The 22971-nt window shown below is 51.8% G+C and carries 16 protein-coding genes and 1 tRNA gene; 11 read left to right on the plus strand and 6 right to left on the minus strand.

Annotation, left to right across the window (positions count from 1 at the left end):
- Positions 1–96: 96 nt before the first annotated feature.
- Positions 97–438 (minus strand): cupin domain-containing protein, encoded by a 342-nt coding sequence (locus tag H8B15_RS11865; RefSeq protein ID WP_187319906.1) that lies wholly within the window; start codon positions 436–438, stop codon positions 97–99.
- 177 nt (positions 439–615) lie between these two features.
- On the opposite strand from H8B15_RS11865, the gene H8B15_RS11870 reads away from it, so the two are divergent.
- Together H8B15_RS11870 and cysK are read left to right on the plus strand one after the other, a co-directional pair.
- Positions 616–1443, plus strand: coding sequence for a serine O-acetyltransferase (locus H8B15_RS11870; RefSeq protein WP_187319907.1), 828 nt, complete (start codon positions 616–618; stop codon positions 1441–1443).
- Between the two features lie 135 nt (positions 1444–1578).
- Positions 1579–2499, plus strand: coding sequence for a cysteine synthase A (gene cysK, locus H8B15_RS11875; protein ID WP_187319908.1), 921 nt, complete (start codon positions 1579–1581; stop codon positions 2497–2499).
- A gap of 122 nt (positions 2500–2621) precedes the next feature.
- Here cysK and H8B15_RS11880 read toward each other — a convergent pair.
- From H8B15_RS11880 to H8B15_RS11895, 4 genes are all read right to left on the minus strand, one after another.
- Positions 2622–2695, minus strand: a tRNA-Ala gene (locus H8B15_RS11880).
- Positions 2696–2842: 147 nt separating this feature from the next.
- A complete protein-coding gene (locus tag H8B15_RS11885; RefSeq protein WP_187319909.1) occupies positions 2843–6373 on the minus strand; it encodes a TonB-dependent receptor in 3531 nt (1176 codons plus the stop codon).
- A 263-nt stretch (positions 6374–6636) separates the two neighbouring features.
- Positions 6637–10029, minus strand: coding sequence for a TonB-dependent receptor (locus H8B15_RS11890; protein WP_187319910.1), 3393 nt, complete (start codon positions 10027–10029; stop codon positions 6637–6639).
- Between the two features lie 152 nt (positions 10030–10181).
- Positions 10182–10859 (minus strand): C40 family peptidase, encoded by a 678-nt coding sequence (locus H8B15_RS11895; RefSeq protein ID WP_187319911.1) that lies wholly within the window; start codon positions 10857–10859, stop codon positions 10182–10184.
- A 43-nt stretch (positions 10860–10902) separates the two neighbouring features.
- On the opposite strand from H8B15_RS11895, the gene H8B15_RS11900 reads away from it, so the two are divergent.
- Complete coding sequence (locus H8B15_RS11900) at positions 10903–12336, plus strand: FAD-binding oxidoreductase (RefSeq protein ID WP_187319912.1); 1434 nt, start codon at positions 10903–10905, stop codon at positions 12334–12336.
- Between the two features lie 176 nt (positions 12337–12512).
- Here the strand turns inward: H8B15_RS11900 and H8B15_RS11905 are convergent, their stop codons facing one another.
- Complete coding sequence (locus tag H8B15_RS11905; RefSeq protein ID WP_187319913.1) at positions 12513–13001, minus strand: acyl-CoA-binding protein; 489 nt, start codon at positions 12999–13001, stop codon at positions 12513–12515.
- Between the two features lie 124 nt (positions 13002–13125).
- Here H8B15_RS11905 and asnB point away from each other — a divergent pair, with 124 nt between their 5' ends.
- The 8 genes from asnB to H8B15_RS11945 all read left to right on the plus strand — a co-directional run bounded on the left by asnB (position 13126) and on the right by H8B15_RS11945 (position 22934).
- Positions 13126–15033 (plus strand): asparagine synthase (glutamine-hydrolyzing), encoded by a 1908-nt coding sequence (gene asnB / locus H8B15_RS11910; RefSeq protein WP_187319914.1) that lies wholly within the window; start codon positions 13126–13128, stop codon positions 15031–15033.
- A 35-nt stretch (positions 15034–15068) separates the two neighbouring features.
- Positions 15069–15800, plus strand: a complete 732-nt coding sequence (locus H8B15_RS11915; protein ID WP_187319915.1) for a glycosyltransferase family 2 protein — start codon at positions 15069–15071, stop codon at positions 15798–15800.
- Positions 15801–15867: 67 nt separating this feature from the next.
- Positions 15868–17205 carry a UDP-glucose dehydrogenase family protein gene (locus H8B15_RS11920; RefSeq protein WP_187319916.1) on the plus strand — a complete coding sequence of 446 codons (1338 nt, stop codon included), beginning with the start codon at positions 15868–15870 and terminating at the stop codon, positions 17203–17205.
- Positions 17206–17281: 76 nt separating this feature from the next.
- The gene (locus tag H8B15_RS11925) at positions 17282–18268 is read left to right on the plus strand and encodes a UDP-glucuronic acid decarboxylase family protein (RefSeq protein ID WP_187319917.1); all 987 of its coding nucleotides are present in this window, start codon (positions 17282–17284) and stop codon (positions 18266–18268) included.
- A 263-nt stretch (positions 18269–18531) separates the two neighbouring features.
- On the plus strand, positions 18532–19647 hold the full coding sequence (locus tag H8B15_RS11930) for a DegT/DnrJ/EryC1/StrS family aminotransferase (RefSeq protein WP_187319918.1): 1116 nt from the start codon (positions 18532–18534) through the stop codon (positions 19645–19647).
- 147 nt (positions 19648–19794) lie between these two features.
- Positions 19795–20913, plus strand: a complete 1119-nt coding sequence (gene gmd, locus H8B15_RS11935; protein ID WP_187319919.1) for a GDP-mannose 4,6-dehydratase — start codon at positions 19795–19797, stop codon at positions 20911–20913.
- Positions 20914–20999: 86 nt separating this feature from the next.
- Positions 21000–21935, plus strand: a complete 936-nt coding sequence (locus tag H8B15_RS11940) for a GDP-L-fucose synthase family protein (protein WP_187319920.1) — start codon at positions 21000–21002, stop codon at positions 21933–21935.
- Positions 21936–22031: 96 nt separating this feature from the next.
- Entirely contained in the window at positions 22032–22934 is a 903-nt protein-coding gene (locus tag H8B15_RS11945) for an ABC transporter permease (protein WP_343069154.1), read from the plus strand.
- Positions 22935–22971: the final 37 nt, after the last annotated feature.

Genomic DNA, 22971 nt, shown 5'->3' on the forward strand with positions numbered 1-22971 from the left:
CCGAGTAGCAGGATAGGCTGAGGTATACTACACAACAGCTCGCCTTTTCACTACGGAAAAAGCGAGCTGCAATAGAACTCAAAGGAAAATCGGAGATTACTTTTCCTCGCGGCCGTGCACCTGCGCTGGTGGTGAAGTGGCTTCTACCGCCGTAAACGCCTCCAAAATGTTATAGGTATGCGAGGCGCCTTTAGGAACTACCCACGAGTTACCGGGTTCCAGAATCACTTTCTGACCTTCCAGATGCAGTTCGGCCCGGCCACTGATAACATATCCTACGGTTTCGTACGGACGCGTAGAAGGTTCCTTTGCCTCAGCAGGCTGCTCATTTTCCCACATACGCATCGAAACGTGGACGCCAGAGGCCAAATACTTTTCGCCCTCAGGGCCGGTAGGCGAGTGCTTCGAATCAACTTTGGTGATGGTGGTATCGGCCATAATGTTCAGAGTAGAAGTTAGAGTGGATGAGAGAATTACCGTAACTAACGCAGGGTAGGGGATGGTGGTTGTACCACGTACCTTAAACCTTCCGGCCCGCCGACTGGTTGAAAACCGTTCGGCGGCTCCTACTATGTGTGTTGCAACAGTAGCCGGCCGTTACTTTATCCGTTTCGCATGTCCGACGATTTTCTGCACACCCTCACCCACGCCCACCAACAGGCTGCTGTGCCCCTTCCGGCGCCTGCTTTCTGCCACTGGGCCGAGCAGGTGCTGCAACTCCTGTTTCCGGAGCGCGCCGACCGCCCCCTGTCTACCACCGATGCTGTGGCGGCTACCATCAGCCAGCTTCGCTCCGATCTGGCGGTCTTGCTTAGTGTAGTGCCGATTGCAGAGCCGGCGTCGGCTATAGCTGCCGACTTTATCGAGCAACTGCCGCAACTGCGCGAGCTGTTGCTGCTAGATGCCGCCGCCATCGTGGCCGCCGACCCAGCCGCCGAAGGCTTGTTGGAAGTCATTGCCACGTATCCGGGGTTCTATGCCATTGCCCTGCACCGGTTGGCCCACGCACTACACCGGTTGGCGGTGCCCCGCGTGCCCCGCCTGCTCAGCGAGTTTGCGCACACCCGCACGGGCGTCGATATTCACCCTGGCGCGCAGATTGGCCCGTCTTTCTGCATTGACCACGGCACGGGCATCGTCATCGGCGAAACCACGGTGATTGGCGCGCACGTAAAGATATTTCAGGGTGTTACCCTGGGGGCGCTCAGTGTAGCCAAGCACCTAGCGCATACCAAGCGCCACCCTACCATCGAAGACGATGTGGTAATTTATGCCGGCGCTACTATTTTAGGTGGTAGCACGGTCATCGGGCGTCACAGTATCATTGGGGGTAATGTGTGGCTCACAGAAAGCGTGCCTTCGCATTCGCGCGTGTATCACCAAGCCCAAATCCAAGTAACTCGTACCGAGGACCCAACGGCTGATATCATGTTTTCGATTTAACTACTTGCTGACTACCTAGCAAATGCTTTGGGGTGCCACAGTTCTTCTTACCGAAAAAGATGTTGTATAGGTACCCACTTCATAAACTGTCTTCAGCAAGCAATAAGCAGTAACTCACTCAACTATTCCCATCCCATGAAAGCTAATTCCATTCTAGATACCATCGGCCGCACGCCGCTGGTACGCGTCAACCGCCTGTTTGCCCACCGTCCCGACGTAGAAGTATGGGTGAAAACGGAGCGCACCAACCCCGGCGGGAGCATCAAAGACCGTATTGCCCTCTCCATGATTGAGCAGGCCGAAAAAGACTGTATCCTTACCAAAGATAGTGTGATTATTGAGCCTACCTCCGGCAACACGGGGGTAGGGCTAGCCATGGTAGCCGCCGTGAAAGGCTACCAGATTACGTTGGTCATGCCTGAGTCCATGTCCATCGAGCGGCGCCGGCTGATGTCGGCCTACGGTGCCCAGTTGGAGCTAACGCCCCGCGAGAAAGGCATGAAGGGCGCCATTGAAAAAGCCAAGGAAATGGTGGCCGAAAACCCCAAAGCCTGGATGCCAATGCAGTTCGACAACCCCGCCAACATTCAGATCCACATCGATACCACCGCCCAAGAACTTTTGGAAGAAGCTCCCGAAGGTTTCGATTATTACATCACGGGGGTAGGCACCGGCGGCCACATCACTGGTGTAGCTGAAGTGTTGAAGAAAAAATTTCCAAATATGCAGGTGTTTGCTGTAGAGCCCGAAGCTTCGCCCGTTATCAGCGGCGGTGCCCCAGGTCCGCACCCCATCCAGGGCATCGGCGCCGGCTTCATCCCCGAAAACCTACACACCAACGTGCTGGATGGTGCTATCCAAGTCAGCCAACAGGAGTCATTTGAAATGACGCGCCGCTCGGCCCGCGAGGAAGGCGTGCTAGGCGGCATCTCCTCCGGCGCCTCCCTGGCCGCAGTAGCCAAAAAGCTCGATGAGATGCCCCAGGGTAGCCGCGTGCTCACCTTCTGCTACGATACCGGTGAGCGGTATTTGTCGGTAGATGGCCTGTTTGTGTAGCATCCTCACACGCTTACCTACTCAACAACACGGCCCTGCTTTCTACCTGGAAGCAGGGCCGTCTCGGTTGCTACTAAAAACAAAAAAGCCTGACTCTACGAGTCAGGCTTTTGCAACGGGAGTGGAGAATATCGGAGTCGAACCGATGACCTCTTGCATGCCATGCAAGCGCTCTAGCCAGCTGAGCTAATCCCCCGTTTTCGTAGACCAAGCCGCCAACTGCGTTTTGGTGATGCAAAAGTAGGGTAGATTTTGGTATCCGCAAGGCTAGCGCTAAAATATTTTTCAAAAAAACAGGGCTGGCAATATTGCCAGCCCTGTTTTAGAAAGTTAATCTTCTGAATTAGTTGAAGATGTAGCGTAGGCCAATCTGACCCTGCCAACGCGAACCAATACCACCCGTGTCGTTGCGGAAGGTTTTAGTCAGCGGAGTACCTGGCGTAACGGCACCTGTGGTAGCGTTGCGGGTAGGATTAGTTAAATTAGGGAATGTAAACACCGGCTGTCCTTGTGTATTGTAGCCAGAGAACGACAATGGGTTCACCTTATTCGGCGTCTGGAACACACCCCAGTCACTGTTGATCAGGTTACCGATGTTAAAGATGTCGATGCTGAGTTGAAGCGTATTGCGGTTTTCGCCAATGTTGGTGAAGATGTCCTGCAACAGACGAGCATCCAGACGGTTTTGCCAGGGGCGCACGCCGCCGTTACGCTCAGCATACTTCCCACGATTCTTGCTCAGATAGTCGTCCTGTTGAATGTAAGCATTCAAATCAGCATACTGCTGAGCAGCAGTGTAACGAGCAAACTCTATCGATTGGTTTGCTTGGTTCTGATAAGAATATACAATGTCACGCAGGTTAACTTCGCTAGCATTGCGTGGGATGTACATCAGGTCGTTGGCGTTTTGGTTATCACCATTCATGTCGCCTGCGTACACGTAGGAGAAGCGGCTTTGCGGAGCAGCCTCATAGAACAAAGAGATGGTTGTGCCCAGATGGCCCAAGTACTCTTTGCGATAAGAGCCAGAAGCAATAATGCGGTGCTTCTGCAAAAACTGTGAGTAGCTCAGTACATCAGCGTTCGGGTCGCCGGATATCTGCCGGTCGCGCCAGATAGATTGGGCAATAGAGCCACCATCGTTCACCGAGCGTGAGTCGGAGTAAGTGTATGCCGCACTCACGTAGAAGCCACTCACAAAGGACTTTTGCAACTGCGCTGTCACAGCATACGAATAGCCTTTGTTAGTATTCTTCATCAGGATAGCATCGCTGATGTTGGGGTTGGCAGCTGAAGCCGTACCCTGCCCACCGTAGATTCGCTCGTTGCGGGTGATGCTCACCAGGCCCGCATTAGCGCCTGTTTGGGCTGCACCTAAAGTGTAGAAAATAGGTCGCCGGTCGCCAGCATAGATGCGGTTGTTTTCTGTTGCGCCTACCGCGTAGTTCAACGGTTGAGGCAGGTTCACGTTCTGGTGATATACGGCGTTCAAATCCTTCGTGTAGAAACCTTCCAGGGTAGCAATAATGCCACCGGGCAGTTGCTGATCAATGGCCAGGTTGGAGCGCCACACCTGTGGGAATTTGAAGTCTTTGTCCGTTACGGCTAGGTTGTAGGCCGTGTTAGCGGTAGCATTTTCCGGACGGTAGGCATTCACATCGCCATTGAAGTAGGAGGGAGTGCCCGATACAGGATTAACCGTATTAGATCCGCTCAGGCTATACGAGCCAAACTGCACACCATTGTTACTGGCTTGGTTGGAGAGCCACACGAAGGGCACACGGCCCGTGAAGATACCCGTACCACCGCGCACCTGCGTTTTCTTGTCATCATTGGCATCCCAGTTGAACCCCACGCGCGGCGAGAACAGCACACGCTCCTTCGGCGTGGCGGAGGTATTGATCTTCACTCCGTCACGGAAAGTTAGATTTGCTGCGTTCGTGTTTTGCAGCAAATCAGAAGTCAAGAAAGGTAGGTCGGCGCGCAAGCCGTAGGTCAGCTTGAAATTGCTGCGCGGCGACCATTCGTCCTGCACATACAAGCCCAACTGCATAGCCTGGATGTCGGCATACGGAAACTCACCGCCGGGTAGGGCAGAGTATTGCAGGTTGTAGCGGGCCGGGCCGGGGCGGTTAACACCAGCAGCTAATGGCTCAATTGACGGAGTGCTTGTACCGTTGCTACGCGTATAGTTGTAACCGGCCGAGGCATAGAAATCCTCTAGAGAGTTAAAAGAGTAATTGCCGTAGTAGTTTGGCGCAAAGCCGTTGCGGAACTTATAATACTCGTTGTAAGTACCCACCGTCACGTTGTGCTTGCCAAGGTAGGCCGTGAAGTTGTCTCCTAACTGATACACGTCCGAGTTCAGTATGTTAAAAGCCGTAAAGGGCTCGTAGCCAAACGAAGTCAGCGTGTTAGAGGCTTGGATGCCATTAATGGCAGCGGTGGAAGTGCTGCGTCCTACACTGTTGCCAATATCTACCAGCGGGAAAATAGACCCACCGGGACTCTGGCGGAAATCGCGGAAGGCAGAGTAACCAGCCGTCAGGTTGTTCGAGAACTTGCCCCCGCCAATAGTGCTGTTCAGCTCAGCGATAAACGAGTTTAGATTGTTGTTGATGGTGTAGTACGACGAGAAGAAGGGTAGGCCGAATTGCGATTGTGCGCGGTTGCCCCCAATAGCACCCGAGGTGCTCGGGTTGATGTCAGCGTACGACTTTAAGTAATTGTACTTGATGTTGAAGCGATTGTTCTGGTTAATGTTCCAGTCGATCTTGATGGTGGCCTTGTCGCTATTGGCGCGCTGGTTGTAGCCTTCGTAAGGACCGGGGTTGTAACCGTACTGCTGCTGTAGGAAATTGCTTAGGAAATCGAGGTCATTGGCATTAGCCTGTGAGGTCTGCGAGCCGGTAGCCGGTGCGGTAGCCGCCCGATTGGCAATGAAGTTGCCGTTTGGCGGATCGGTGCGACGCTCCTGCTCTCCATTGATAAAGAAGAACAACTTATCCTTGATGATGGGACCACCTACCCGGAAACCGTAGTTCTTCAAGTTAAACTTAGGATACTGGTTTTTTACATCGCCTACCTTATCGCCTACTAAGTCTTGGTTGCGGTAGAAGCCATACACCGAGCCCGAAAACTTGTTGGTGCCTGAGCGGGTTACTACGTTGATGCCTGCACCGGTAAAAGAGCCCTGGCGTACATCGTAGGGAGCAATAGCCACCTGAATCTGATCAATAGCATCCAGCGAGATAGGCTGAGCGCTGGCTTGCCCACCTACCGTAGAAGAAAGACCGAAAGCGTTGTTGAAGATGGCTCCATCGACAGTGATGTTGTTGTAGCCGCTGTTGCGGCCGCCGAAGCTCTGGCCATTGGCCTGGGGCGTGAGGCGGGTGAAGTCGTTGAGCGAGCGGTTCAGGGTAGGCAAACGCTCAATCTGCTCGCGCTGTACCGTGGTAGCAGCACCCGTGCGGTTGGAGTTGATAACCGGATCCTGGCGGCCCGATACTACAACCTCACCCAATTGCTGCGTGGCCTCGCTTAGGTTTACATCTAAGCGCAGGTTTTGGCCCAGAGTTAGATAAACTCCTTCACGTAAAAAATCCTGGTAGCCTACAAAGGTTACACGCACGGTGTAGGGGCCACCCACGCGCATATTCTGAATGTTGAAGCGGCCATCCGAGTTGGTAGGGGCCACATATTGGGTGTTGGTGGGCGTGTGTACCGCAATGATGGTAGCGCCAGGCAGGCCGCTGCCCGTCTGATCGGTAATCGTACCATTCATGGCGGAAGTAGTCACGCCCTGCGTCCAACCGACATGGGCAAGTAGCAATAGCAACGCTACTACTAAGTAACGTGTAAAACTGTGTTTCATACAGAGGGTTAAATGAAAAACGGCACAAATGTAAGTGCCGGCTTGTCTGTTGTAGTATTACTAAATTGTTATGGCGAAATAGCTCATGTAATGGCGGTAAAATGAACAATTATACACCATGTATTAAGTGAGTTAAAAAAGCATAAAATATTACTAATGTATTCATGTTAGTGATGATTTTATATTGTGAAACTTTCACACCAGCAGGCACAAAAAAGGCGGAGATTTCTCCGCCTTTTTTGTGCCTGCTGGTGTGCTTAATACTAATTGAAGATGTAACGCAAGCCTACCTGCATGTAATAAGTAGAAGCAGTAGTGAAGGTATTACGGAATGTTTCCTGTGGCAAGCCACCACGGTCTAGCTGCAACTGGAAAGTAGGTACTGTATTGCTGCTAGAGGATAAACTTCCCACATTTCTAGGAACAAGAATTGAGCTAGCAGTAGTAGTACGTACCAAGCCCCAATCTTTATTCAGGAAGTTGCCTAAATTGAAGATGTCTAAGCTTAACTGCAGCGTATTTCGTTTGTTACCAATATTTGTAAACAAGTCTTGGAGAAGCTTGATGTCAACTTGATTACGCCATGGGAGTAAAGCACCATTGCGCTCAGCATAACTGCCTTGGTGCTTGCTTAAGTACTTATCTTGAGCAATATACTTGAAGAACAAGTCGCTCTGTTCCTGAGCAGTTACAACTCTAGCAGTAGAGCCAGTGCCTATCGTTTGATCCACGAACCGAATTTCGGAAGCATTACGTGGGATATAAATCAGATCTGCGTTTGCTCCATCGCGGTTGAAATCAGCAGAGTAAACATAAGAGAAACGGCCCTGGTTACTGCCTTCGTAGAACAACGATACAGTGGTAGCTAGGTGGTTAATATATTCTTTACGGTACGATAAAGAAGCAATTACGCGGTTGGGCACTACATAACCCGCAGGTGCCAATACTGGACGGTTTGCACCATTTACAGTAGGAGTCAACTGCCAAGCAGAAAGAGGCTGGTCGCCGCTTCCATCGAAAAGGTTTTTTGCCTCGCTACGTACATAAGAAGCCGATGCAAAGAGGCCATTGTCAAATTGCTTCTCCAGTTTGGCAGCCAATGACCAGTAATAGCCTTTCGAAGCGTTATCTAGCACAATTGCATTGAAGGCGCCTCCGTCTCGAGTTCCATTTGCTACAGCTTTACCACCAATAATAGGGTTGATAAACTTATCCGCATTGCTGTTTGGGTAAATTAAACGGGTATCGGGATAATTGCTAATATTCAGGTTTTGAGGATCAACCAAGTTGGCATTGCGAAACAGAGCCGTATTCAAATCCTTGTTGTAGATACCTTCTAAGGAGCCGATGATGCCGCCGGGCAGCTTGGTATCAACAGCTAGGCTGGTTTTCCATGTTTGCGGGAAGCGGAAATCACGCGCAATAGCAGAGATAGGATTTGGAATAACCGTGCCGGCTACCGGTGGAGTTGCTGGACGATAGAAAGCAGGGTCGGCACTGAAACCACGCCAGCCACCAGGTACAGTTACCGCACTAGGCGTGGTGTTGAAAGCAGCAGCGCCGGTGTAAGTCTGAGTGATTTGTAGCAAGCCCGCATCACCCGCTTGGCTTACTACCCATACGTAAGGAATTTTACCAGTGAAAATACCCGTACCACCACGCAATTGAACGGTTTGGTCACCATTCACATCCCAGTTAAATCCAACCCGGGGAGAGAGCAATACCCGTGATTTTGGCAGATTCGCTACATTAATCTTTTCGTTGTTGGCGAACGTTAGTGCCGAAACCAGGGGATGCTCCTTCAGCGACTCAGGAAAGCGGGTCAACTCAGCGCGTAGACCGGCAGTAACACGAAATTGTTCCGTGAATGCATATTCGTCCTGTGCGTAGAGTGAATATTGATTAAACTTGAAAGTAGGGAAGGCCTGTTGGAAGCCAGGAGAGAGAGAATACGTAATGGCATAAGCCGAGGGAATGGCCGTAGCGCGTACGTTTGGGTCTGAGCTATTGTAGATAGCAGGATCGTTAGCATTTTGAAATGCTTGGAAAGAGTCAAAACGATAGTAGCTCGTGCCAAAGCGCTGGAAACCATTCTGCGTTTTGCTGTAGTCATACTGACCGCCTAACGTCAGATTGTGCTTGCCTAGTGTCCAAGAGAAGTCATCCCGAATAGAGTAGATTTCCACATCACGAAGGTTACCATAGCTAAATGGCTCATATCCAAAAGAGGTGAAAGGCTGACCGTCTTTGAGAATGTCTACGAAGGGGAAAATGGTGCTTTCAGCACTACGTGGGTCGTTCTGCTTGGTATAAGTAGCACGAAGCGTGTTAGCAATGGTAGCACCGAAAGTGCTGTTCCATTCGCCGGCTAAAGAGTAGAAATTAGCCTCTTGGAAGTAGTTAGCACTGCGGAAGGGTAAAGCATTTGGATCGGTACGGCTAGCCCCTGTTGCGAAGTTAGACAAGGGGCTAGACGAGTTGCTGGGGAAGCTAGGCGTTTTGCCTTCCGTCTGGTTGTAGCGAACATTAATTCGATGGTTTTGGCTGATGTTCCAGTCAAGACGACCCAACAACTTATTGCGGTTAGCTGTGAAGTTATAGCCTTGGTATGGGCCGGTAGAATAATCGAAGGTGTTCTGAAGGTAATTGCTAATTCCGTTGAGCTCCTCTGCTGTTGGGCGAGTGACGCTATTGCTGCCAGGTGTATAAGGAGATTGCGGGGTAGCGGCTACGCGCTGTTGGCCGGGTGTGGTATTCTTCTCAAATTCGCCGTTTACGAAGAAGAACAATTTGTCCTTAATAATGGGCCCGCCTAGACGAAATCCATATTGAGTGAAGCGAGTATCATTCAATACTAACCTTTCGTCGCCTACACGTCTTCCATTAAAATCCTGGTTTCGATAATAGGTGTAAACTGAACCACTAACATTGTTAGAACCCGAACGGGTAACAGCGTTGATGGCGCTACCTACAAAACCCGATTGCCGCACATCATATGGCGATACACCTACCGTAATCTGCTCAATAGCATCTAAGGAAATGGGAGTGCCATTAGCAGGTAAGTTACCCCCAATACCAAAATTGTTGTTAAAGTCTGCGCCGTCAACCGTAAAGTTATTTTGACGAAAATTACCACCACCAATAGAAGTGCCGTTTGCTTGAGGCGTCAAACGTGTAAAATCGTTAAGGCTACGGCTAATAGAGGGTAGGCGCTCGATTTGCTCGCGTTGAACCGCGGTAACCGAGCCTGTGCGATCAGAGTTGATGATAGCGCCACGCCGGCCGTTCACGACTACTTCTCCCAGCTCTTGCGTGCTTTCGCTCAGATTTACATCTAAGCGCAAATTCTGTCCGAGAGTTAGAAAGATGTTATCGCGGTTTACGTCCTGATAACCAACAAACGTAATACGAACTGTATAGGGGCCACCTACACGCATACCTTGAATGGTGAAGCGTCCTTCCGCATTAGTTGGAGCCACGTACTGCGTATTAGTTGGGGTATGCACCGCAATAACAGTTGCGCCAGGTAATCCCATACCCGTTTTGTCAGTGATTACCCCATTCATAGCAGATGTGGTAATCTGACTCCACGCTACAGGTGCTGATATAATCATCAGCAAGAGCAGCATAAAGTTGCGTAAAAATGTTTGTCTCATAAAGAGAAGGAAAAGGTGAAAAAATGCTTGATCAGCACAGGAAAAACGCCGCAAAAGTAACGCTTCTGCCGGTAGAGGTAATGTTAAGAAATTGTTACCTTATACAGGTTGCGGTTAAGAAATCTATTTGTATATAGATGTATGTCAAGTATTTATAATCTAGGACGCACCGCCTTAATAAACCGGCTGAGGTAATAATCTGTCTCCAAACTGTTTTCGGTAACTCCTAAGGAGCTGGACGCATGAATAAATTGCACTCCCTCAGTAGTGGCCTCCGTCACCATGCCAACGTGCGTGATGGTACCACTACCAGGATTGGCACCGAAAAATAGTAGGTCGCCTACTTGTAGGTTCTGCGGTTTCACGGGGTCACCCCAGGCGGCCTGCTCGTTGGAGGAGCGGGGGATGGCTACATCGATAGCCGCGAAGGAATTGTAGAGCAGTCCTGAGCAGTCCATGCCCAGACGCGAGGTGCCGCCGAATTTATAAGGAGTACCCTGGTAGGAGCGGGCAGTAGCAATAACGGTGGCCATTTCGCGTGGCACATTCGCAGGGAGGGAGCTGCGCTTCACCACAATTTTGGTGCGGCCGGCGGGTAGGGATTTTCGGGTTTTGGTGCGGGCCACGGGCCGACTCCGACTAGTGCCGCGGCGCCTATCCTCGGCCTTCATGCGAGCCATATCGCGGGCCGAGTAATAGCGGCCGTTGCGGTAATTCACCTTACGGGTGCTGTTGCAGGAGCTGAGCCACAGCACTATTCCTAGTAGGAAAATAGTGAAAAGCCGACGCGCCCGCTCCGAATACTGTACCTTCGCGATAGATGCCTGCATCGGCACAAAGATAGGTGAATCAGTCATTTGTTCTTTCTCTACCATGAATTTCCAGTCTCTCACTCCCGAGCTGATTGCTGCTTTCGAGCAAATAGTAGGCCCGGCGTACATCTTAACTGCTCAACATGCTGAAGCTGATGCGTACGCCGACTACGGCCGCGACCATACCGAGGACTTACACTATGCGCCTGATGTGGTACTCCGACCCGCTAACGCTGAAGAAATCAGCCAGATTGTGCGCCTCTGCCACGAACACCACATTCCGGTGACACCCCGTGGTGCCGGCACTGGCCTGAGTGGCGGGGCCCTACCCGTGCACAATGGGGTAGTGCTGAGCACCGACCGCCTCAACAAAATCGTTGAAATTGATGAGCGCAACTTGCAGGCTACCGTAGAGCCCGGGGTAGTAAATGAAGCCTTTCAGCAGGCCGTGCAAGCCGTAGGGCTGTTCTACCCGCCCGATCCGGCCAGCAAGGGTAGCTGCTTCTTGGGAGGCAATCTGGCGCATAGCAGTGGTGGTCCCAAAGCCGTGAAGTACGGCACCACCCGCGACTATGTGCTAAATCTGCAAGTGGTACTGCCCACCGGCGACATTATCTGGACGGCGGCCAATACACTCAAAAATTCCACTGGCTATAACCTCACCCAACTGATGGTAGGCTCGGAAGGTACGCTTGGTATCATCACAAAAGTGGTATTCCGGCTGTTGCCCTACCCTAAGCATAATATATTGATGCTGGTGCCTTTCCGGCATGAGGCACAGGCAGCTGAAGCTGTGTCAGCTGTATTCCGGGCGGGTATCATTCCGTCGGGTATGGAGTTTATGGAACGTGAAGCTATTGCCTGGTCTTCCGATTATCTAAAAATTCCGCTCACCCTGCCGGATGATATTACGGCGCACTTGCTGATCGAACTTGACGGCCAGGATCTGGATGATCTGTATAAAGAAGCCGAGCAAGTATATACGGTGCTGGAGAACTACGACGTAGGCGAAATCCTGCTGGCCGATAACGCCACCCAGAAAGATGAGCTATGGAGAATTCGGCGCAACATTGGTAATTCGGTGCGCTATAACTCCGTATACAAAGAAGAAGATACCGTGGTGCCCCGCGCCGAATTGCCTACCCTACTACGGGGTGTGAAGGAGATAGGGGCACGTTACGGCTTTAAGAGTGTGTGCTACGGCCACGCCGGCGACGGCAACCTGCATGTCAATATCATTCGGGGTGACCTGGACGACGAAAAATGGAACGTGGGTCTCCGCAAGCCTATTTCCGAAATCTTTGAGTTGTGCGTCAAATTAGGCGGTACGATTAGCGGGGAGCACGGCATTGGCCTGGTGCAGCAGGGCTATATTGGTATTGCTCTCAAGGAAGCCAATCTCAACCTGATGCGTGGGATCAAAAAAGTATTTGACCCGCATGGTATCATGAACCCAGGCAAGATCTTCGATTCACGGATGGGGCAGCCTGTCTGAACCACGGATTCGCTCGGATTTATCGGATTACACGGATTTTGTGGACGACGCCCTACCCTCCAGAAAGCAAAAAGGCTTGCCAAGTGGCAAGCCTTTTTGCTTGATGTATTATGTAGAGAACAATCGTCCACAAAATCCGCGTAATCCGATAAATCCGAGCGAATCCGTGGTCCTGATTATTGTTCCAGCTTGAGGTCGTCCTCACCACCATAGGGTGCGCCGCCGTCCAGATTGCCTTGTAAACCACCAGGAGCCGATTTTCCTGGCTGCGGATCATCAACTCTGGCAGTACCGGCAGAATTTACCTGAGTAGCGGTAGCGGGCTGACCGTTGCCAGTGATAATGTTAGCGGCTTCGCCCACGGGACCAGCAATTTTTTCGACCAGCGCTACGTACTGGCGCTTGGCTTCTTCCTCGGGCATTCCTTTATACTTGCTCCACGAGTCCCACTGCGCCTGCGAGAGGCCAGCAGGGCCGTCGGGGTTGTCGTGGTCGTCGGTGTCTACCTCGTCATGTTTGGTGTCGTGGTCACCGTCGGTGGCTTGTTTATAGAGGCCATAGAGGTCGGTCATGTATTCGGCGCCTTTCTCGGCGGGTAGGCCATCTACGCGCGTGATGGCGACTTCAAATTGCTTTTGTAGGCTCATTTGTTCTTGCAGATTCATAAGAAAGAGAGGCTGAGGGTGAGCAGGTACCAGGGTGTACTAAACCAACCGGGCTTTGGTTGCGATGGTATCTGGCACTTTATTTACGGGGTAGTCCGCAGACTTCGTACTTTTACCCACTGCTATGTGTGGAATTACCGGAACATTCGCCTTTACCGATGCGGGTCGCACGACGCTGGCCGCCTTACCCGCCGCTACCGACGCCATTGAGAGTCGCGGCCCCGACTCGCGGGGGCAATACGTATACGACTGCGTAGGGCTGGGCTTCCGCCGCCTGGCCATTCTGGACTTGTCGGCCGATGGCAACCAGCCGATGACCGACGAGTCGGAGCGCTATACCATTGTCTTTAATGGGGAGATATTCAATTTCAAAGAGCTGCGGCAGAAGCTAGTAGCGAAAGGCTGTCGTTTTCATTCCCAGACCGATACGGAAGTTATTCTCCAACTCTACATCACCGAAGGCCGTAACTTTCTGAAAAAGCTCAACGGCTTCTTCGGCCTGGCGATTTACGACAAGGAAGAAAACTCCCTGTTTATTGCCCGCGACCGAATGGGGGAGAAGCCCATCTTGGTGTACCGCGATGAAGACAAATTATTGTTTGGCTCCGAGATGAAGTCGCTGCTGGCCCTGGGTGTGCCGCGCAAGCTGGATTACACGTCGCTGAGTCACTACTTACAGCTGAATTATATTCCGGGTCCGGCTACTATTTTCAAAGGCGTTAAGAAGCTGCTACCCGGTCACTACCTCTATATTAAAGGCAAGAAGGTGGTGCGCAAGCGCTGGTATAAAGTGCCTTACGACCCCAAAAAGGTCCAAAAGAACAAGCTGAGCTACGAGCAGCAACAGAAAAAGCTGGTCGATTTGCTCGATGATGCCACGTCTCGCCGCTTGGTGGCCGATGTGCCGCTGGGTGCTTTCCTGAGTGGGGGCATCGACTCGTCGGTGGTGGTAGCGCTGGCCTCGCGCCATACCCAGCACCTGAATACGTTCAGCATCGGCTACCGCGATGAGCCATTCTTCGACGAAACCAAGTACGCCAAGCTGGTAGCTGACCGCTACAAAACCAACCACACAGTTTTCTCGCTCACCAATCAGGACCTGTACGACCACATCTTCGATGTGCTGAACTACCTCGACGAACCGTTTGCCGACTCCTCGGCCCTGGCCGTATATATCCTGAGCAAGCGCACCCGCGAAAAAGTAACCGTGGCCCTGTCCGGCGACGGCGCCGACGAGTTGTTTTCGGGCTATAACAAGCACATGGGCGAGTTTCAGGTGCGGCAGGGCGGATTCAAGGCCGAGGCTGTTACCAGTCTGAACTTGCTGTGGGACGTGCTGCCTAAGTCGCGTAATTCTTTCTTTGGTAATCGGGTACGGCAGTTTCAACGCTTCTCACGCGGCATGCTCAGTGGCCCCAAGGACCGGTATTGGGACTGGGCTACCTTCGCGTCGGCCACCGATGCGCGTCATCTGCTCAGCCCTGCGGCCCAGCAGAAAGTAAACAAGAAGCTAGCCGACAAGCGCCGCAAAGATATCCTGCAACACCTGCACGCCGATGGCGACCTGAACGAGGTGCTACTCACCGACGTGCAGCTGGTGCTACCCTACGATATGTTGGCCAAGGTAGACCTGATGAGCATGGCCTGCTCGTTGGAGGTGCGTCCACCGTTCCTGGACCACAACGTGGTCAATTTTGCTTTTTCCCTACCCGTGTCAAGTAAAATTGACGCGAATCTGAAAAAGAAAATTGTGCAGGATGCTTTCCGGCCTATGCTGCCCGAGGAGTTGTACAAACGCCCCAAGCATGGCTTCGAAGTACCCTTGCTCAAGTGGTTCCGCGGTGAGTTGCGCCCACTGATTGAAGACGACCTGCTCTCTGATGTATTCATCGAAGCCCAGGGAATCTTCGATGTAGAAGCTATTCGCGCCCTCAAAACCCAGTTGTTCTCCCGCAGCCCTGGCGACGTGCACGCCCGCATCTGGGCGCTCATCGTGTTTCAGTGGTGGTGGAAAAAGTGGATGCAGGCATAACCAGTCTACTTCACTGTTGATTCTCTTTTCGTTGCATGAATTCTGTTGCGCCGGTTGGTAAGCTTTCTATTGTAATTCCAGCGTACAATGAAGATGCAACGATTGGCAGAGTGCTGGCACAAGTAGAAGCGGTGGAACTGCTGGGCAATCTGACCAAAGAGGTAATTGTGGTTGACGACTGTTCACAAGACGACACGGCGCGCATTGTGCAGCACTATCAAGCCCAACACCCGCACCTAGCGGTGCAATACTACAGGCACACCGTTAATCAAGGGAAAGGGGCCGCATTGCATACGGGCATTCGCGCTGCTAATGGCGACTATATCATAATCCAGGATGCCGACCTGGAGTATGATCCAGCCGAGTACAATCTGCTGCTACAACCCGTGCTGCGTGGGGTAGCCGACGTGGTATATGGCTCCCGCTTTATGGGGGGTAGTCCTCATCGGGTACTGTTCTTCTGGCACAGCATCGGCAACCGCTGGCTAACTATGCTGACCAACCTCTTCGCCAATCTCAACCTGACGGATATGGAAACGTGCTACAAACTTTTTCGGCGCGATATCGTACAGGGCCTGACGCTGGCAGAAAAGCGTTTTGGCTTTGAGCCGGAAGTGACGCTAAAAGTAGCCCGCGTGCCCCATATACGCATATACGAAGTAGGTATAAGCTATTACGGCCGTACCTATGCCGAAGGTAAAAAAATAGGGTGGCGTGATGGTGTGCAGGCCATTTACTGCATTATTAGGTATGGGTTATTGAGATAATCCATGATTCCTATTCCTTTTGTTTCACCTTTGTACTGAAGTTATACCAGACTTTTCCCCATCAATTATGAAAATCGCAGTAGTAGGTACAGGCTATGTTGGCCTCGTAACGGGCACATGCTTTGCCGAGGTAGGCATTGAGGTAACCTGCATCGACATCGACCAAAAGAAAATAGATAACCTGCACAAAGGTATATTGCCTATCTACGAGCCGGGTCTGGAGGAAATGGTAAGCCGCAACGTATCGGCTGGCCGCCTAAGTTTCTCTACTAATCTGGCAGAGGCCATCAAAGAGTGTGATGTGGCTTTCATTGCCGTAGGTACCCCTCCCGGTGAAGACGGCTCAGCTGATTTGAAATACGTGCTGGCCGTAGCCCGTGGCATTGGCGAAAGCATGAACAACTATTGCGTGGTAGTAACTAAGAGCACAGTGCCGGTAGGCACGGCTGCCAAAGTGCGCAAAGAATTGGAAGACGCATTGGCTAAGCGTGGCGCCAACATTGAGTTTGACGTGGCTTCTAATCCCGAGTTCCTGAAAGAAGGTGCCGCCATCGACGACTTCCTGAAGCCCGACCGCATTGTGGTAGGCATTTCGTCGGAGCGGGCCGAAGAGGTGATGAGCCGCCTCTACAAGCCGTTCCTGCTCAATGGCCACCCCATCATCTTCATGGATATTCCGTCGGCTGAAATGACGAAATACGCCGCAAACTCCATGCTGGCCACTAAGATTTCGTTTATGAACGACATCGCCAACCTGTGCGAAATCATGGGTGCCGATGTGAACATGGTGCGTAAGGGTATTGGCTCCGATGCACGTATCGGCACCAAGTTTATTTATCCTGGTATCGGCTACGGAGGCTCCTGCTTCCCGAAAGACGTAAAAGCCCTCATCAAAACCGCTTCCGAGAACGGCTACGAAATGCAGGTGCTGAAGGCTGTGGAAAGCGTGAACGACGCCCAAAAGGAAGTGCTGTTTGATAAAGTAAGCAAGCACTTTGGCGGGGAGCTGAGCGGTAAGAAATTTGCCGTGTGGGGCCTGTCTTTCAAGCCCAAAACCGACGACATGCGTGAGGCGCCTTCGTTGGTTATCATCGAGAAACTGCTGGCCGAAGGTGGCACTGTATCAGCCTACGATCCGGTGGCGATGGAAGAAGCCAAGCATTCGCTCGGCGACCGTATCACTTACGCCAAAGACCCCTTCGAAGCCTTGGTAGATGCCGATGCACTGCTGGTAGTAACCGAATGGCCTGAGTTCCGCTCACCTAGCTTCGAGGTAGTGGGTAAGCTGTTGAAGGACAAGGTTATCTTCGACGGTCGTAATATTTACGACCCAGCTGAGTTGCGCGAATTAGGTTTTGCCTACCACTGTATTGGCGTTAAAACCGCTCACAAAGAGCCAGCTTAGAATAGCTGCCCATTTGATTCTTGGTGTCACCACAAAAGCTATCAGCTACTAGCTAATAGCGAACAGCTTAAACGATATGTCTGACAAAAAACGCGTACTTATTACGGGCGGAGCTGGCTTCCTGGGCTCTCACCTCTGCGACCGGTTCTTGGCGGAGGGCTACCACGTCATTGCCATGGATAACCTAGTGACGGGCGACCTCCAGAACATCGAGCACCTGTTTGGGAAAGAAGACTTTGAATTTCATCACCACGATGTGTCGAAGTTCGTATTTGTGCCCGGCAAGCTGGACTATATCCTACACTTTGCCTCGCCCGCTTCGCCTATCGACTACCTCAAAATACCAATTCAGACGCTGAAGGTAGGCTCGCTGGGTACGCACAATCTGCTGGGCCTGGCCCGCGTAAAGGGTGCCCGCATGCTCATTGCCAGCACCTCGGAAGTATACGGCGACCCGGAGATTCACCCGCAGGTGGAGGAGTATTTCGGCAACGTAAATCCCGTAGGGCCACGTGGCTGCTATGATGAGGCCAAGCGTTTCCAGGAAGCCATTACCATGGCCTACCACAACCACCACGGTCTGGAAACCCGCATTGTACGCATCTTCAACACCTACGGCCCCCGTATGCGCCTCAACGACGGTCGTGTACTACCCGCGTTCCTGTCGCAGGCCCTGCGTGGCGAGAGTCTGACTGTATTCGGCGACGGCTCGCAAACCCGTTCGTTCTGCTACGTTGATGACCTGATTGAGGGCATCTACCGCCTGTTGCTGTCAGATTACCCGATGCCGGTGAACGTAGGGAATCCCGACGAAATTACCATCAAGGAGTTTGGGGAGGAAATTGCGCGTTTGATGAATGTGGAGTTCAAGCCCAGTTACCAAGAACTGCCTCAGAACGATCCAATGAAGCGTAAGCCCGATATCACCAAAGCTAAGGAAATCCTAGGCTGGGAGCCGAAGGTAGACCGCGCCGAAGGCTTGAAGCGCACGCTGGAATATTTCAAAGAGCACGTGAGCGAGGTAATGGCCGGTAAGGTCGACAACACGCCGCGCAGTTTTTAGAGCACCTTGCTTCTGACTACTACGCTTCAACCATTAGTAGGCAGAAACATTCTGAGTGAGCAATAGATACCAGCTGTTTGCATACAGAAGCACCTTTGCCTTTTCTATGAAAATGGTAAAGGTGCTTCTGTTATATCCACTAGATGGGTTGAACACGCAATACTAGTGCTTGATCTATACCGTGCTATGCCTTTCGGTAGGGTAGGGGCACAGAAAACCGGCGGTTTCGGACCTGTACGCAGTGAAATATACGTTGTCTGTCTATGTTGCCCATCCCCTTTCTATCTTTTGAGGCCCAACACCAGCCCCTGCGTGATGCTATCCTGAAGGCAATGGCACGCGTTTACGATTCGGGGCAACTTGTGCTTGGAGAGGAAGTAGCAGGGTTCGAGAAGGAATACGCCCGCTTTAATGGCACAGTAGAATGCGTGGGGGTAGGCAATGGACTAGACGCGCTATACTTCGCCCTGCTGGCGTTAGATATCGGGCCAGGGGACGAGGTTATTGTGCCCAGCAACACATACATTGCTACCTGGCTGGCTGTCACTAAAACAGGTGCTATCCCTGTTCCCGTAGAGCCGGACCCTGCTACCAGTAACCTGAACCCTGACTTGCTGCCGGCGGCCATTACACCACGTACTCGCGCCATATTACCCGTGCACTTATATGGTCAGGCGTGCCGCATGACGGAGATTATGCACATCGCCCGACACTATGGCTTATCAGTAGTGGAAGACAACGCGCAGGCGCAGGGCGCCACGTTTGCGGGCCAGCCAACCGGCAGCTTCGGAGAACTGAATGGAACAAGCTTCTACCCCGGTAAAAATCTGGGTGCCCTGGGCGACGCCGGAGCTGTTACGACCAATAATCCGGAACTAGCACATAAAATTCGGCTACTTCGTAACTATGGTTCGCAACAAAAATATTACAACGACGTAATGGGCCATAATTCGCGCCTGGATGAGCTACAAGCGGCCGTGCTGCGGGTTAAACTTCCTTTTCTGACAACTTGGATTGCCCAGCGACAGCAGCTGGCTACCTGGTATAATTCCTATCTGGCCGATATTCCTACCCTAGGCCTGCCTGCAATCCAACCCGGTGCCACACACGTTTATCACCTGTACGTTATTCATACTCCCCACCGCAATGCCCTTCAACGCTACTTGGCGGGCCGGGGCATTACTACGATGATCCATTATCCCGTGCCACCCCATCGGCAGCTCGCCTACAAGGGACTTGCACTCCAGCAACCGCTGCTAATTGCCGAGCAACTAGCAGATACCTGTCTAAGCCTGCCCCTGTGGCCAGGCATGACGCAAGCCCAAATCGGCAGGATAGCAAACACCATTCGGGCTTACTATTCCGAAATAGCTATTTAATTTCGCGTTTCAGTACAATATCATATTAGAAAAAATACTAATTTTGCCTTTCTGAGCGCCCATTTGCCAAACCCACCAAGTTCTTTCACTGTCTAACAGCGTTTCTCACTTCGATACCTCTATCATCATTTCAAACACACATTACACATGGCAAAATGTGCACTCATCACCGGTATTACCGGGCAAGATGGTACCTACCTGGCTGAATTGCTGCTGAGCAAGGGCTACGAAGTTCACGGCGTAAAGCGTCGCGCCTCCCTGTTTAACACCAGCCGTATCGACCACCTATATCAAGATCCGCACGAAAAAGATGTGCGCTTCACGCTGCACTACGGCGACCTGACGGACTCTACCAACCTGATCCGCATCATTCAGGAGGTACAGCCCGACGAAATCTACAATCTCGGTGCCATGTCGCACGTAAAAGTATCGTTTGACACGCCGGAGTATACCGCCGACGTAGACGGTATTGGTACGTTGCGCCTGCTGGAAGCCGTGCGCATCCTGGGGATGACTAAGAAAACGCGTATTTATCAAGCTTCTACCTCCGAGCTGTACGGCTTAGTGCAAGAAGTGCCCCAGCGCGAAACCACGCCCTTCTATCCCCGTTCGCCCTACGCCGTGGCTAAAATGTACGGCTTCTGGATTACAGTAAACTACCGCGAAGCATACGACATGTATGCCTGCAACGGTATCCTGTTCAACCACGAAAGCCCTCTGCGTGGCGAAACCTTCGTAACGCGCAAGATCACCCGCGCGGTATCGCGCATTGCTCTAGGCCTGCAAGATTGCCTCTACTTGGGTAACCTGAGCGCCAAGCGTGACTGGGGCCACGCCAAAGATTACGTAGAAGGCATGTGGCGTATGCTACAGCAGGAAACCGCCGAAGATTTTGTACTTGCTACCGGGGTAACCACGACTGTACGCGACTTTGTACGGCTGGCATTTGCCGAGGTAGGCATAGAACTAGCTTTTGAAGGGGAAGAAGATAAAGAGGTAGCCCGTGTGGTAGCCTGCAACAATCCTGAGTACCAAATCGAGGTTGGTACCATCGTGACGAAAGTAGACGAGCGTTATTTCCGTCCCACGGAAGTGGAACTGCTCATCGGTGATCCTACGAAAGCCAAAACTAAGCTTGGCTGGGAGCCTAAATATGATCTGCAGGGTTTGGTAAAAGAAATGATGCAGTCAGATTTGGATGAATCGCGCCGCGACGAGTACCTGCGCGAAGGTGGCCATACTATCCTGAAAAACTACGCCGAGTAGTTAGCTGTTAGAAGCTATAAACTGGCTCTCCTTCTTTTTCCAAGGAAGGGAGCCAGTTTATGGTTTACACCCTGAAATTTCTTCCAATGGAACAAAACGCTAAAATATACGTGGCGGGCCACCGCGGCATGGTAGGCGGCGCTCTAGTGCGCCGACTGCAACAGGCGGGTTACCAGAACATCGTGACCCGTACCTCCAAAGAGCTGGACCTGCGTAACAAGAAGGCTGTAGATGCTTTCTTTGCCGAAGAAAAGCCAGAGTATGTGTTCCTGGCTGCTGCCAAGGTAGGCGGCATCTTGGCCAACAACACCTATCGCGCCGACTTCCTACTGGACAACCTTCAGATTCAGAACAACGTCATTCAGGCCAGCTTCGACCAGGACGTGAAGAAACTGTTGTTCCTAGGCTCGTCGTGCATCTATCCCAAGATGGCGCCTCAGCCCATTAAGGAAGAGTACCTGCTAACCGGCCCCCTGGAAGCCACCAACGAGCCTTATGCGCTGGCTAAAATTGCCGGCCTAAAGCTTTGCGAAGCCTTCCGCGACCAGCACGGGAGTAACTACATCTCGGCTATGCCTACTAACCTCTATGGCCCCGGTGACAACTACGACTTGCAAAACTCGCACGTACTACCTGCCTTGCTGCGTAAGTTCCATGAAGCTAAGGAAAGCAGTGCGCCAGAGGTAGAGGTATGGGGTACAGGTACTCCGCGCCGCGAGTTCCTGCATGTAGATGACCTAGCTGACGCCTGCTTGCACCTGATGCTGCACTATAATGGCAAGGAACCCGTGAACGTAGGTACGGGCGAAGACTTAACCATCCGTGAGCTAGTAGAACTAGTGCGCGACACGGTAGGCTACGAGGGCAACATCCGTTTCAACACTGACAAGCCCGATGGCACCCCACGCAAGCTACTTGATGTTTCCAAGTTGGCAGAAGCTGGCTGGAAGTATAGGATTTCGCTACCGGATGGGATAAAAGCTGTGTACCAGGAGGCGTTTCAGCCGGCATCAGTAGCGTAGGTACGGTACTTGCAAGACGTTTGTCCTGCCGTATAGTTATCTTTGCGCCCGCAAGTAACTGCTTGCGGGCGTATCTTTTTCCTAACCCATCCCTTTGTGGACACCACAAACGTTCTGAGTAAGCCAGAAAAAACGCATACCGAAACCAGTATGCAAGAAGAAAGCTGGACTGAAGTTATTCAACCTCGCACTCGTTTACTTGACTTAGGTCTTGCCGATGTATGGCGTTACCGCGACTTAGTGATGTTGTTCGTTAGGCGGGATTTTGTCTCTACATACAAGCAGACGGTACTCGGGCCTATCTGGTTTTTCATTCAGCCTCTGCTCACCACTATTACCTATTACATCATATTCGGCAGAGTAGCCAACCTTTCAACGGATGCTTTGCCGCCGCTGGTGTTCTACATCTCAGGTGTTACCATCTGGAACTACTTCGCCCAGACGTTGACTGCCACCTCCACAGTGTTTCGCGATAACGCAGCCATGTTTGGCAAGGTGTACTTCCCACGCCTAACCATGCCGCTGTCTATCGTTATTTCCAACTTAGTGCGGTTTGCTATTCAGTTTGGGTTGTTTCTGTTGATCTGGCTTTATTATGTAGTACAGACCGATGCTATTCATCCCAACTGGTTGATAGCATTGACTCCCGCACTAATAGCAATAATGGGGCTGATGTCACTGGGCTTGGGTATGATCTTTAGCGCCCTAACTACCAAGTACCGCGACCTGGCTATGCTGCTGACATTTGGGGTGCAACTGTTGATGTATGCTACGCCAGTTATTTACCCGCTTTCCAGCATTACTAACCCCAAGTACAAGCTGATTATTCTGGCTAACCCCATGAGTTCTATCGTCGAAACGTTTCGCTATGCCTTCTTAGGGTCAGGTACGTTTAGCTGGGCTGCGTTGGCATATAGTGCAGTAATTACTCTGGCGGTGCTACTGGCGGGCATAATTATCTTCAACCGGGTACAAAAGAGTTTCACCGATACGGTGTAATAAAAGCCTTTCCGCTTCAGAATACCCTACCTGAATA

This window comes from Hymenobacter citatus (assembly GCF_014333615.1).
GTDB lineage: Bacteria > Bacteroidota > Bacteroidia > Cytophagales > Hymenobacteraceae > Hymenobacter > Hymenobacter citatus.